Here is a 12,262-nt window from a genome sequence, read left to right as displayed (position 1 = left end):
AGCGCAATATGCGTAGGTCGCGTCAGCCGCCTCGATCATCGAGGCGGAGGGCGCGGCCGCTTGCATCGGTAAGGATAGGGAAAAATGGATCATGTCGATCACATTCTGGTCGTCGACGACGATCGTGAAATCCGCGAGCTGGTATCCGGCTATCTGCAGAAGAATGGCCTGAGGACAAGTGTGGCCGCAGACGGGCGGCAGATGCGCAGCTTTCTCGAAGGCAATGCTGTCGACCTGATCGTGCTCGACGTGATGATGCCCGGCGACGACGGGCTGGTGCTCTGCCGCGAACTGCGGGCCGGGCGGCACAAGGCGATCCCGATCCTGATGCTGACGGCGCGCACCGACGAGATGGACAGGGTTCTCGGGCTGGAAATGGGCGCCGACGACTATCTTGCCAAGCCCTTTGCCGCGCGCGAACTGCTTGCCCGCATCAAGGCGGTGCTGCGACGGACGCGGATGCTGCCGCCCAACCTGCAGATCAGCGAGGCGGGGCAACTGCTGAGCTTCGGCGACTGGCGGCTCGATACGGTCGGCCGGCATCTTCTCGACAAGGAAGGAACGGCGATTGCGCTCAGCGGCGCCGAATACCGTCTGCTTCGCGTCTTCATCGATCATCCGCAGCGGGTCCTCAATCGCGACCAGCTTCTCAGCCTGACGCAGGGCCGCGACGCCGATCTGTTCGATCGTTCGATCGATCTGCTTGTCAGCCGCCTGCGGCAGCGGCTCGGCGACGATGCACGCGAACCGATCTACATCAAGACGGTGCGCAGTGAAGGTTATGTGTTTTCGGTTCCGGTGGAAATCTCGGAGCCGCGTCAATGAGGGCGGCGATCCCTTTGATTTCGGGCTCGATGTGGCCGAGCACGTTGCGATCACGGATCTTCCTCATCCTGCTGATCGGTCTCGCTCTTGCCTACGGGCTGTCGTTCAGCGTGCTCTATATGGAGCGCACCATGTCGGCCAAAGCCGTGATGCTCGGCACGCTGGAGAACGATGTTGCGACCTCGATTGCTGTTCTCGACCGACTTCCCCCGGCGAACGCGGCGATCTGCTGGATCGGCTCGGCCGCGGCAACTACCGCTTCGTGCTCGGACCCGGGCTTCCGGGCGTGCCGGATACATCAAGCAAGGGGGCGGAGATCGCAGGCAAGATAGAGGAGGCGATCGGGCATCGCTTTCCGATCCGGATCGAACGGATTCCGGGCGAGGTCAACCGGTTGCAGGCGCATCTGACGCTGAGCGACGGAAGCCCGCTGACGATCGACGTCACGCCCAAGGGTGTCATGCCGATCGCCGCATGGCTGCCCTATGTCTTCGCCGTCCAGATGGCGCTGCTCATCCTCTGTACGTGGTTTGCAGTCCGCCAGGCGATCCGGCCGCTCGGCGAGCTGGCCGCTGCCGCCGATGCTCTCGATCCCAATAAGGATGGCCCGGCCTTGAGCGAAGCGGGGCCGAGCGAGGTAGCGTACGCAGCACGCGCCTTCAACGCGATGCGGGAGAGGATCGCCCATTACCTCGAAGAGCGGGTGCAGATATTGGCGGCCATCGCGCATGACCTGCAGACGCCGATCACCCGCATGCGGCTGCGCGCCGACATGGCGGAGGATTCGCCTGAGAAGGACAAGCTGGTGCACGATCTCGGCGAGATCCAGCGCCTTGTCCAGGACGGTATTGCCTATGCGCGCAGCGCTCACGGCAGCGGCGAGAAGAATGCCCGCATCGATCTCGCCTCGTTCATCGACAGCATCGCCTACGACTATCAGGACACCGGAAAGGCGGTGACGGTCGTCGGCCTGGTTCAGGGCGCCGCCTTCACCAAGCCGCACGCCCTTCGCCGCATCCTGTCGAACTTCATCGACAATGCGTTGAAGTTTGCCGGGGCCGCCGAGATCAGCGTCGGGCGCAGCACTGAGAACGAAATCGTCATCACCGTACTGGATCGCGGTCCCGGCATTCCCAACGATATGCTCGAAGCCGCCATGCAGCCTTTCTTCCGGCTGGAGCAATCCCGCAACCGGGAGACCGGCGGCACCGGTCTCGGTCTTGCGATCGCCCAGCAACTAACGGCGAAGATCGGCGGATCGCTGACGCTCTACAATCGCGCCGGCGGCGGGTTGGCAGCGGAAGTCACCCTCCGGTGATGACTGCAGCCGGCGGAAGTTTTTCGACGGTTTTGTACGGGAAGATGTCGTGGACAGCGGATGCTACGTTTTGTGACATTTCGACCGATTCCTGAAACATGGCGGATATATCGGCCGGTCAAACCACACTCCGTCAACCCGGTCGCGAGTAGCGACCACTCGCGTAAAGCGACGCAAACAGGAGTGTTCCCATGACCAAGTTCGACAAGGTTCTCTATACCGGCAAGACCCGCACCACCGGTGGGCGCGACGGCGCGTCGCAGAGCGACGACGGTCAGCTCGATATCAAGCTCTCGCCGCCCGGCAGCGCGCGGCCAGGCACCAATCCCGAACAGCTTTTCGCAGCCGGTTGGTCGGCCTGCTTCATCGGCGCGATCGGCATTGCTGCGGGCAAGCTGAAGGTCAGGCTTCCGGCAGAGACCGCCGTGAATGCCGAGGTCGATCTCGGGGCGACCGAGGGCGACTATTTCCTGCAGGCCCGCCTCAAGGTCAGCCTGCCTGGTATCGAAGTGGACGTCGCGAAGGCATTGGTGGATGAGGCGCACCGGACTTGCCCCTATTCGAAGGCGACGCGCGGCAATATCCATGTCGAATTGACCATTGCCTGACGGATCGATTGCCCGCCAAAAGGCTATTGGCGGCGGCGGGCAGAGGAGCCGAAAGCAAACGGGACGAGGCCGATCGGGCCTCGCCGATTGGAGGATTTGATGAGATTGATGATCATCTGCATTCTGGGAGCGGTGGTCTTCGCCGCGCCCTGCATCTACGACATAAGCTCGCAGGAGCCATCGCCGCTCACGGGCCTGGTGACGGCGGCATCCGCGGTTTCCCTTTCAGGCCACCAGGGAGAAAGACTGTGAAACTCTATCAGAATGAAATTTCCTCGGCGACATCGAGAGTCCGGATCGCGCTCGCCCTGAAGGGACTGACGGCGGAAGCGCTGCCGGTGACCATCCTTGGCGAAGAGGCAGAGAGCCGGCAGGCCGGATATCGCAGCGTCAACCCGCAGGGGCTGGTGCCGGCCTTGCTGACGGATAACGGTGTCCTCATCACCCAATCGCTGGCGATCATCGAATATCTCGACGAGCTTCAGCCGCAACCGCCGCTGCTGCCCGACACGGCGGAGGGCAGGGCGCTGGCGCGGTCGATCGCGCTGGCGATCGCAGCCGAGATCCATGCGCTGTTGCCGCCGCGGATCGGCCTCCATCTCAAATCGGCGTTCCAGGCCGACGCCGATGCGATTGCCGCCTGGAGCCGTCATTGGGTCGGCGAGGGAATGGCCGCCGTGGAGAAGATGATCGCCGGCCGCAGACAGGGGACCTTCGCGGTCGGAGATCGGCCCGGAGTTGCCGATATTTTTCTCTTCCCGCAGGCAATCAGCGCCCGGCGGATGGGCTTCGACCTCGCCCAATGGCCGCATATCGCAGAGATTGTCGCAAGGCTTGAGGCGATACCGGCTTTCCAGGAGAATGCGCCGGCGCCGAGACGATGATGCGATTGGTGAAGAAGCGGTCACAAATAACAGCAGTTGCTTTCAGTTTGTTATCTTCGCTCGTTACTCTTCGTCATCCTCGGCCTTGTGCCGAGGATCTGCTACCTATTGACCGGCTGCAGATGCTCGGGACAATCCCGAGCATGACGAAAAGGGTGGTTGGCTGTTTCTCTTACGGTGTTGAAATCCGGCGAATGACATCGCTTCTCAGCGGTTGACCCTTGCCTGCAGATGGGCGGGATAACGATCGCCTTCCACCTTGATCGTGGCGAGCGCGCGTTCGATGCTGACAAGATCGTCCGCCGTCAGTTCGACCCCGGCGGCCTGGATGTTTTCCTGGAGGCGATGCAGCTTGGTGGTGCCGGGGATCGGCACGATCCAGGGTTTTTGCGCCAGGAGCCAGGCGAGAGCCACCTGGGCGGGGCTGGCCTTTTTGTGCGCGGCGATCTCGGCGAGAAGATCGACGAGCGCTTGGTTGGCTTTGCGCGCGTCTTGAGAAAAACGCGGCACGACGTTGCGGAAATCCTTGCTATCGAAGGTGGTCGTCTCGTTGATGGAGCCGGTGAGGAAACCCTTGCCCAGCGGGCTGAATGGAACGAAACCGATGCCGAGTTCTTCGAGCGTCGGCAGGATTTCCTGCTCGGGTTCGCGCCACCACAGCGAATATTCGCTCTGTAGCGCCGTTACCGGCTGGACGGCATGGGCACGGCGGATCGTCTGGGCGCCGGCTTCAGAGAGACCGAAATGCCGGACCTTGCCTTCTGAAATCAGCATCTTGACAGTGCCCGCGACATCCTCGATCGGGACATCGGGATCGACGCGATGCTGATAGAACAGATCGATGACGTCGGTCTTCAGGCGCTTCAGCGCCTGGTCGGCCACCGCGCGGATCTGCTCCGGACGGCTGTTCATGCCGCTCTGGCCGCCATTGGCATCGAAGTTGAAACCACATTTCGTGGCGATCACGACCTCGCTCCGGAAGGGGGCGAGCGCCTCTCCCAGAAGCTCTTCGTTTTTATAGGGGCCATAGGCCTCGGCCGTGTCGAAGAAGGTCACGCCGCGTTCGACAGCCTGCCGGATCAGCGCGGTCGCCTGCTGGATATCTGTCGCTGGGCCATAACCATAACTCAATCCCATGCAGCCGAGACCGATGGCCGAGACTTGAAGTCCGCTGTTTCCGAGTTCGCGCTTCTGCATAGCCGTTTCCTTTCTTAATCTTGATATTGCGCGTCGGTGACCTGCTCCATCCAGTCGACCACCTTGCCGTCGAGCTGTTCCTGGATGGCGATATGGGTCATCGCGGTCGTCGGCGATGCGCCGTGCCAATGGCGTTCACCCGGTGAGAACCAGACGACGTCGCCGGCACGGATCTCTTCGATGAGGCCGCCTTCCCGCTGCACGCGGCCGCAGCCGGAGGTGACGATCAGCGTCTGGCCGAGCGGATGGGTGTGCCAGGCGGTGCGGGCGCCGGGTTCGAAAGTGACGCTGGCGCCGGCGGTGCGGGCGGGGCTGGTCACTGCAAACAGCGGGTCGACGCGCACGCTGCCGGTAAACCAGTCGGCCGGTCCCTTGGCCGAAGGCTGCGAACCGCTTCGTTTGATGTCCATCTCACGTTCCTTTCAACATCTGGAGTGGACAGGCCGGTGGGCCGGCCGGGCGTCCGCCTGGGATGCAAAGTATTTAACGCGTGGGCCGGATGGCGATTAGATGCTATAAACGGCATGGACCCATGAGAAAGTTTCATAAATGCCGCGCCCTGCCGTGAACGACCTGATCGCCTTCCTCGCCGTTGCGCGCGCCCAGAGCTTTACCAAGGCGGCGGGCAAGCTCGGTGTTTCGCAGTCGGCGCTCAGCCACACCATTCGCGGGCTTGAGGAGCGGCTTGGGCTGCGATTGCTAACACGGACGACGCGCAGCGTCTCGCCGACGGAGGCGGGCGAACGCCTGCTCGCCTCCATCGGTCCACGGCTCGATGAGATCGAGAGCGAGCTCGCTGCCTTGAGCGCGTTCCGCGAGAAGCCGGCAGGCACAATCCGCATCAATGCCGGCGAACATGCGGCCAATGCGGTTCTCTGGCCTGCCCTCGAAAAACTTCTGCCTGATTATCCCGATATCCATGTCGAGATCATTGTCGACTACGGACTGACCGACATCGTGGCGGAACGTTACGATGCGGGGGTGCGGCTGGGAGAACAAGTCGCGAAAGACATGATCGCGGTGCGCATCGGGCCCGATATGAGCATGGCCGTGGTCGGCGCTCCCGCCTATTTCGACAACAGGGCGACGCCGCTGACGCCGCAGGAGCTGACCGATCACAATTGCATCAATCTGCGCCTGCCGACCTATGGCGGCGTCTATGCCTGGGAGTTCGAGAAGGACGGGCACGCGCTCAGGGTTCGGGTCGAGGGACAGTTGGTCTTCAACAATATCGCGCTGCGGCTGAACGCAGTGCTGGCAGGGTTGGGGCTGGCATATCTGCCGGAGGATGCCGTGCAGGCGCATTTTGCCGATGGGCGGCTGGTGCGTGTGCTGGAGGACTGGTGCCCGCCGTTTCCCGGCTATCATCTCTATTATCCGAGCCGCCGGCATGCGTCGCCGGCATTTGCCGTTGTCGTCGATGCACTACGCTATCGCGGGTAGAGACCGATATTTTCAGGTCGCTGACAGCGAGCAGCTATCCGTGCCAGCCCCTCTTGCAACGCGCGACAAGCTCTCTGCCGGGAGCGAAAGCATGCTGCGCCGGCAATTTGACATTCCTTCACTCGCCACTAATTCACATTTGAAACTGAAGGAAACAATGAATGAATACTGCGGCACTTGCCACGAAAGCCCGGACCGGTGTGTCCGGTTTGGACACAATTCTGGCAGGCGGTCTTTCCATCGGCCACGTGTTTCTCCTTGAGGGAAATCCGGGAGCGGGCAAGACGACTATTGCGCTGCAGTTTCTGATCGAAGGGGCTCGGCTCGGCGAGCAGGGGCTCTACATCACCCTTTCGGAAACCGACAGCGAACTGCGGGCCGGTGCTGCGTCGCACGGCATGGTGATCGACGGCAAAATCGAGGTCGTCGAGCTCGTGCCTCCGGAAAGCCTGCTCGATGCCGACCAGCAGCAAAGCCTGCTTTATTCATCCGATCTTGAACTCGGCGAGTCGACACGAGAAATCTTCGCAGCTTTCGAGCGGGTCAGACCGAGCCGGGTGGTTCTCGACAGCCTGTCCGAAATAAGGCTGCTTGCGCAAAGCTCGCTGCGCTACCGCCGGCAGATCCTTGCGCTCAAACATTATTTCGCCCGACAGGGGGCGACCGTCCTTCTCCTTGACGACATGACCTCCGACACGCTCGACAAGACGGTGCATAGCGTTGTGCACGGGGTCATCCATCTCGATGAGCTGGCGCCGAATTACGGCGCTGAACGGCGACGCTTAAGGGTGACGAAATACCGCGGACAGGCTTTCCGCGGTGGCTATCACGATTTCACCATCCAGACCGGCGGTGTCGTCGTGTTTCCGCGCCTGGTCGCCGCCGAACACAGGACGAGTTATGTTCGCGATCAGCTTTCCAGCGGTATTGCCGGGCTGGACCTGCTTCTGGGCGGTGGGCTCGAACGAGGATCGAGCACGCTGATTCTCGGTCCTGCCGGCACCGGCAAGAGCACTTTCTCTTTTCAATTTGTGATGGCGGCCATAGCACGCCGCGAAAAGGTGGCTGTTTTCATTTTTGACGAGGAGTTGGGCTTGCTGTTCGCGCGCCTGAAACAGCTCGGCATGGATCTCGAGGCCCTGAGGGATGAGGGTCTGCTGCATATCGAGCAGCTCGATGCCGCGGAGTTGTCGCCCGGTGAATTCGCTCACCGCGTATGTGCTTCCGTTGACAGATCGGGAGCGAAAACCGTGGTCATCGACAGCATCAACGGCTATCAGGCCTCGATGCCGGATGAGAATTCGCTGATATTGCATATGCACGAATTGCTGCAATATCTGAACAGGCAAGGCGCAAACACCTTCCTCACCGTCGCCCAGCACGGACTGCTCGGCGACATGAAGGCACCCGTCGACGTGACCTATCTCGCCGACACCGTCATCCTGCTGCGCTACTTCGAGGCGGTGGGACGTGTGCGGCGGGCGGTCTCCGTCATCAAGAAGAGGACCGGCCACCACGAGGACACCATCCGGGAGTATCAGATCGATGCTGGCGGCCTGACATTCGGAGAGCCCATCGTCGGTTTCCAGGGAGTGCTTCGCGGCGTTCCGGAATTCGTCTCGACGTCCGCTCCGCTTTTGCCAACCGACAGCGAGGGCTGCGGCAATTCCTAATTTCCACAACCCGAAGGCCCTGATTTATGCACCGGCCGGACGCGACGCCGAGGTCGCAGCATCGTTGACCGCCGAGACTGGATTATCCTCGATAACGGTTGCCGATCTCAATCTTTTCGCGTCTTCACTCGATGACGAAATAGCGGTCGGTGTTCTGACGGAAGAGGCCGTCCGCGGAAGTGACCTGAAACCAATTGCTGCCTGGGTCGCCGCCCAGCCGAGCTGGTCTGATCTGCCGTTCATCGTCCTGACCCAACGCGGCGGGGGGCCTGAACGAAATCCCGCCGCCGCCAGGCTTTCCGAGGTTCTCGGCAATGTGACTTTTCTGGAGAGGCCGTTTCATGCCACGTCCTTCATCAGCGTTGCGCGGACCGCACTGAAAGGACGGCTGCGCCAGTATGAAGCGCGCGCTCGGCTCGAGGCTCTGGGCGAGGGAGAGCGGCGGTTGCAGACGGCGCTCGCCGCCGGCCGCCTTGGCGCGTGGGAGCTGGAACTGTCCACAATGGCTTTGTCGGCCTCGGCGACCTGCAAAGCGGTTTTCGGTCGAGGGCCGGATGATGAGGTGACGCGCGATGATCTGATCGCCAGCATCCACCCCGATGATCGCGACCTTGTGCTGGCACGCCTGCGCGAGACGGTCGATACCGGACGCGACTATTCGATCGAGCACAGGACGATCTGGCCGGATGGATCACTGCATTGGACCGAGGTCCATGCCCAGCTTTATGCAGACAGATATGGATCAGCCAGGAAGCTTGTCGGGGTCTGCTCCGATACCACCATCCGCAAGACCATCGAGGAGAATCTGAGGCGGCTCAATGAAACCCTCGAAGTGCGTGTCCGGGAACGGACCCGGGAGGTCAATGCCGCTCACCAGACACTGCTCGAAGAGGTCGCCCAGCGTGAGAGAGCCGAGGAGCAGCTTCGCCAATCCCAGAAAATGGAAGCGATCGGCCAACTCACTGGCGGTGTTGCCCATGACTTCAACAATCTGCTGATGGTCGTTCTCGGAAATCTGGAACTGCTCGGCAAACACGTGGCCGGAGATGCCAAGGCAACGCGTCTGGTCGACGGGGCGCTTCAGGGCGCGCGACGCGGAGCGGCGCTGACCCAGCGTTTGCTGGCTTTTGCCAGACAGCAGGATCTGCAGGTCAAGCCCGTCGATCTGGCCGATCTTGTCTCCGGCATGAACGACTTGCTGCGGCGCTCGGTCGGATCCTCGATCAGCATCGAGACCAATCTCCCGGCGAGACTGCCGCCGGCGCTGATCGATGCGAACCAGCTCGAATTGGCGCTGCTCAACCTTGCGGTCAATGCCCGCGATGCGATGCCGGATGGGGGGACGCTGTCCATATCGCTGCGCGAAGAACAGGTTGTCGGCGCTGGCGGCGATCTGGGCGACGGAGCCTATCTTGTGTTGGCGGTGGCTGACAGCGGCACCGGCATGGACGCGGAGACGCTGAAGAAGGCCGTCGATCCGTTTTTCTCCACCAAGGAACTCGGGAAAGGCACGGGTCTCGGCTTGTCGATGATCCACGGGCTTGCCGTTCAGCTCAATGGCGCACTGTTTCTGACAAGCGAGCCTGGGGTCGGAACGACTGCGGAGTTGTGGCTACCGGCGACCGAACGGCGGCCGGAGCGGCCGGCCGAGATGGAGCTGCCCATCCCGCAATCTGCCTCCGGACTGAAGATCCTTCTGGTCGATGACGATGCCTTGATCGCCATGAGTTCGGTCGACATGCTCGAAGATCTCGGCCATGAGGTCGTCGAGACAAATTCCGGCGCGGATGCGCTGGAGCTGATCAGGAGCGGTCAGCATTTCGATCTGATGATCACCGACTATTCGATGCCGGGTATGACCGGCGCACAGCTCACCCAGGCTGTGCGGGATATTCACCCGACGCTGCCGATCGTGCTGGCGACAGGGTATGCCGATCTTCCCGCCGGCACCGACATCGATATTCCGAGATTGGGTAAACCCTATAATCAAGCCCAGCTTGCCAAGGAAATCGCCAAGGCGCTGGCCCGCGAGACGGCTCCGGTTATCGGCTCCATCAGCGCGCGTGGTTCAGGGGCGCTGTTCAAGGCCGACGATTGCTGCGATGAAATCGGCGATGGCGCCTGTGTCGTCTAGATCGAAAACCGGCAGCGCCGAATCCGTGACGGCATGATCGGCGGCGATGGCACAGATATGGGCATCGCTCGGTGCCAGCGGTTGGCGATTGGCTGCCTCCAGGCGGCGGGCCTCGATCTTCGGGATCGGTTCGCGCTTATAGCCTTCGATCAGAACGAGATCGCAGGGGGCGAGCCGGGCGAGGATCTCCTCGAACTCAGGTTCGGGTGCTCCGCGCAGCTCGTGCATGATGGCGTAGCGGGTGCCGGAGACGATGGTGACCTCATGGGCGCCGGCCTGGCGGTGGCGGTAGCTGTCAGCCCCGACCTTGTCGATATCGAAATCATGATGAGCGTGCTTGATCGTCGAGATCCTGTAGCCGCGGCGGGTGAATTCGGTGACCAGCCGGACGGCGAGCCCGGTCTTGCCGGAATTCTTCCAGCCAGCAATGCCGAAGATCTTCGGTGCGGTCATGCGCGCAGGGCCTCCAGCCAGCGTTCCGCCTCGACGAGATCATCCGGCGTGTTGATGTTGAAGAAGGGATCGAGCAGGCTGGCGCGGGTCGGATGCAGCGGAAACGTCACTTCCGTAACGTCATGCCGCAACAGCAAGTCGCGCACGCGGCGCTTGTCGTCGGTGGCGATCCAGGCTTCGAGATCGGCGGCCAACGTCACCGGCCAGAGCCCGAAGACAGGATGGCTGCGGCCCTCGGAGGCGGCGATGGCAATCTGCGACGGGCGTTCGACCGCTGCCGCCAGCCGGGCGACGAGATCGGCTGGGAAGAACGGGCAATCGACCGAGACGGTGACGACATGGCTGATCGAGGGCAGGCCGGCGGCATAGACCATCGCTGCATGGATGCCGGCCATCGGCCCGGCCTTGCCGGGAAAACGGTCAGGGACGACGATTACGTCCTCGGCGGCGGCATCGGCATTGACGGCAACCGGGGAGACCTGCTGCGAGAGGCGGGTCAGCACATGGCGCAGCATGCTCTCGTCCCCGAGCATCACGCCCGCCTTGTCACGGCCCATGCGCTGCGAGCGGCCGCCGGCCAGCACGACGCCTGCTATATCGGACTTTTCCAGCGAGAATTCAGCCATCATCCTGCCCCAGAACCTTCGTCACACCGGTGCGCGCGGCGCAGATTCCTGCGCGATCGGCGATACGCGGCGCTTGGCCTCACGATAGAACGTATAGAGGCCGGAGGCGATGACGATCGCAGCCCCCACCAGCATCCAGCTGTCTGGCACTTCGGCGAAGAAGAAGAAGCCGAGCAGCGATGAGAAGATCAGGCTTGTATAGCGGAACGGCGCGACGAAGGAAATTTCGCCGGTGCGCATCGCGAGGATGACCGACTGGTAGCCGACGAGCACCAGCACCGAGGCGAGCAGGAGGTGCCCGAGCGAGGTGGCGCTGACCGGCTGCCAGCCGCCGAGCACGGGAATGAGCAGTGCGCCGAAGAAGGAAACAGAGATGGCGGTGATGACGGTGATCATCAGCGCGGGAATCTCCGGGTCGATCGACCGTGTCGCGAGATCACGGCTGGCCGTCGACAGCACCGAGCCGACGCAGAGGAGGGCGGCGGCGGTGAAGCCTTCGGGGCCGGGGCGGATAATGATCATCACGCCGACAAGACCGACGAGGATTGCCGACCAGCGCCGCCAGCCGACAGGCTCGCCAAAGAAGAGCGCAGCGCCGAAGGTGACAACCAGCGGCAGTGACTGCAGGATCGCCGAGGCATTGGCGATCGGCATCATGCCGAGCGCGGTAATATAGGTGACGGCGGCGATCATCTCGCAGATGATCCTGAGGATGATGATCGGCTTAAGCACGGTGCGCCAGGAGCGCAGAGCGCCCATTTTCCAGGCGATCAGATAGACCAGCAGGCTGGTGAAAAGGCCGCGCAGGAACATGATCTCACCGGCGTTCATATAGGCGATCACCGATTTGGAGAGAGCGTCGCTTGCGGAAAAGCCGGCCATCGCCATGCTCATATAGATGGCGCCCTCAGTATTGCGTGACCGCGGCATGAAGAGATTCCCGTTACCTGTGCGCCCCTTCTTAGTCGGGAAGATAGATGATGGGAATCGGATGAATGTCACACCCGGGATAAATCGATGATGCGGTGCACAATGGCGTAGACGTCAAGGCCGGGGTGTGAGCGGGATACGTGGCAGATCCTGTTTCATCGAGGAAAATCA

12 protein-coding genes and 1 pseudogene are annotated in these 12,262 nt (G+C 62.1%); 8 read left to right on the top strand and 5 right to left on the bottom strand.

The window, feature by feature from the left end:
* Positions 1-84: 84 nt before the first annotated feature.
* From J3O30_RS12980 to maiA, 5 genes and pseudogenes are all read left to right on the top strand, one after another.
* Positions 85-825, top strand: a complete 741-nt coding sequence (locus tag J3O30_RS12980; protein ID WP_207580735.1) for a response regulator — start codon at positions 85-87, stop codon at positions 823-825.
* Positions 822-2,143, top strand: a pseudogene (locus tag J3O30_RS12975) (HAMP domain-containing sensor histidine kinase). The gene J3O30_RS12980 and the pseudogene J3O30_RS12975 overlap by 4 nt, the downstream one beginning before the upstream one ends.
* A 191-nt stretch (positions 2,144-2,334) precedes the next feature.
* Positions 2,335-2,751 (top strand): organic hydroperoxide resistance protein, encoded by a 417-nt coding sequence (locus tag J3O30_RS12970; protein WP_207580734.1) that lies wholly within the window; start codon positions 2,335-2,337, stop codon positions 2,749-2,751.
* A 99-nt stretch (positions 2,752-2,850) separates the two neighbouring features.
* On the top strand, positions 2,851-3,003 hold the full coding sequence (locus tag J3O30_RS12965) for a hypothetical protein (RefSeq protein ID WP_207580733.1): 153 nt from the start codon (positions 2,851-2,853) through the stop codon (positions 3,001-3,003).
* Entirely contained in the window at positions 3,000-3,635 is a 636-nt protein-coding gene (maiA, locus tag J3O30_RS12960; protein ID WP_207580732.1) for a maleylacetoacetate isomerase, read from the top strand. The genes J3O30_RS12965 and maiA overlap by 4 nt, the downstream gene beginning before the upstream one ends.
* A 207-nt stretch (positions 3,636-3,842) precedes the next feature.
* Here maiA and J3O30_RS12955 read toward each other — a convergent pair whose 3' ends face one another.
* Together J3O30_RS12955 and J3O30_RS12950 are read right to left on the bottom strand one after the other, a co-directional pair.
* On the bottom strand, positions 3,843-4,832 hold the full coding sequence (locus tag J3O30_RS12955; protein WP_207580731.1) for an aldo/keto reductase: 990 nt from the start codon (positions 4,830-4,832) through the stop codon (positions 3,843-3,845).
* A 14-nt stretch (positions 4,833-4,846) separates the two neighbouring features.
* Complete coding sequence (locus tag J3O30_RS12950) at positions 4,847-5,242, bottom strand: cupin domain-containing protein (protein WP_207580730.1); 396 nt, start codon at positions 5,240-5,242, stop codon at positions 4,847-4,849.
* 139 nt (positions 5,243-5,381) lie between these two features.
* Between J3O30_RS12950 and J3O30_RS12945 the strand changes: the two genes are divergently transcribed.
* The 3 genes from J3O30_RS12945 (at position 5,382) to J3O30_RS12935 (ending at position 10,082) form a co-directional block, all read left to right on the top strand.
* The gene (locus J3O30_RS12945; RefSeq protein WP_207580729.1) at positions 5,382-6,275 is read left to right on the top strand and encodes a LysR family transcriptional regulator; all 894 of its coding nucleotides are present in this window, start codon (positions 5,382-5,384) and stop codon (positions 6,273-6,275) included.
* Between the two features lie 161 nt (positions 6,276-6,436).
* A complete protein-coding gene (locus J3O30_RS12940; RefSeq protein ID WP_207580728.1) occupies positions 6,437-7,948 on the top strand; it encodes an ATPase domain-containing protein in 1,512 nt (503 codons plus the stop codon).
* A complete protein-coding gene (locus tag J3O30_RS12935; protein WP_281438264.1) occupies positions 7,941-10,082 on the top strand; it encodes an ATP-binding protein in 2,142 nt (713 codons plus the stop codon). The genes J3O30_RS12940 and J3O30_RS12935 overlap by 8 nt, the downstream gene beginning before the upstream one ends.
* On the opposite strand, the gene mobB is transcribed toward J3O30_RS12935, so the two are convergent.
* From mobB to J3O30_RS12920, 3 genes are read right to left on the bottom strand one after another with little or no spacing between them, the layout of a single operon-like run.
* Positions 10,017-10,535: a molybdopterin-guanine dinucleotide biosynthesis protein B gene (mobB, locus tag J3O30_RS12930; protein ID WP_207580727.1), complete on the bottom strand. Its 519-nt coding sequence runs from the start codon at positions 10,533-10,535 to the stop codon at positions 10,017-10,019. The genes J3O30_RS12935 and mobB overlap by 66 nt on opposite strands.
* On the bottom strand, positions 10,532-11,161 hold the full coding sequence (gene mobA, locus J3O30_RS12925) for a molybdenum cofactor guanylyltransferase MobA (RefSeq protein ID WP_207580726.1): 630 nt from the start codon (positions 11,159-11,161) through the stop codon (positions 10,532-10,534). Before mobA ends, mobB begins: the two co-directional genes overlap by 4 nt.
* A 21-nt stretch (positions 11,162-11,182) precedes the next feature.
* A complete protein-coding gene (locus tag J3O30_RS12920; RefSeq protein ID WP_207580725.1) occupies positions 11,183-12,091 on the bottom strand; it encodes a DMT family transporter in 909 nt (302 codons plus the stop codon).
* Between the last annotated feature and the right edge of the window lie 171 nt (positions 12,092-12,262).

Source organism: Rhizobium sp. NZLR1 (genome assembly GCF_017357385.1).
Classification (GTDB): Bacteria; Pseudomonadota; Alphaproteobacteria; order Rhizobiales; family Rhizobiaceae; genus Rhizobium.
Note: the sequence above shows the minus strand (reverse complement) of the source record. Positions and strands in the feature narration are given on the sequence as shown.

Coding starts and splice junctions, on each gene's coding strand:
- J3O30_RS12980 (WP_207580735.1), top strand. CDS start 85: ATGGATCATGTCGATCACATTCTGGTCGTCGACGACGATCGTGAAATC.
- J3O30_RS12970 (WP_207580734.1), top strand. CDS start 2,335: ATGACCAAGTTCGACAAGGTTCTCTATACCGGCAAGACCCGCACCACC.
- J3O30_RS12965 (WP_207580733.1), top strand. CDS start 2,851: ATGAGATTGATGATCATCTGCATTCTGGGAGCGGTGGTCTTCGCCGCG.
- J3O30_RS12955 (WP_207580731.1), bottom strand. CDS start 4,832: ATGCAGAAGCGCGAACTCGGAAACAGCGGACTTCAAGTCTCGGCCATC.
- J3O30_RS12950 (WP_207580730.1), bottom strand. CDS start 5,242: ATGGACATCAAACGAAGCGGTTCGCAGCCTTCGGCCAAGGGACCGGCC.
- J3O30_RS12945 (WP_207580729.1), top strand. CDS start 5,382: ATGCCGCGCCCTGCCGTGAACGACCTGATCGCCTTCCTCGCCGTTGCG.
- J3O30_RS12940 (WP_207580728.1), top strand. CDS start 6,437: ATGAATACTGCGGCACTTGCCACGAAAGCCCGGACCGGTGTGTCCGGT.
- mobB (WP_207580727.1), bottom strand. CDS start 10,535: ATGACCGCACCGAAGATCTTCGGCATTGCTGGCTGGAAGAATTCCGGC.
- mobA (WP_207580726.1), bottom strand. CDS start 11,161: ATGGCTGAATTCTCGCTGGAAAAGTCCGATATAGCAGGCGTCGTGCTG.
- J3O30_RS12920 (WP_207580725.1), bottom strand. CDS start 12,091: ATGCCGCGGTCACGCAATACTGAGGGCGCCATCTATATGAGCATGGCG.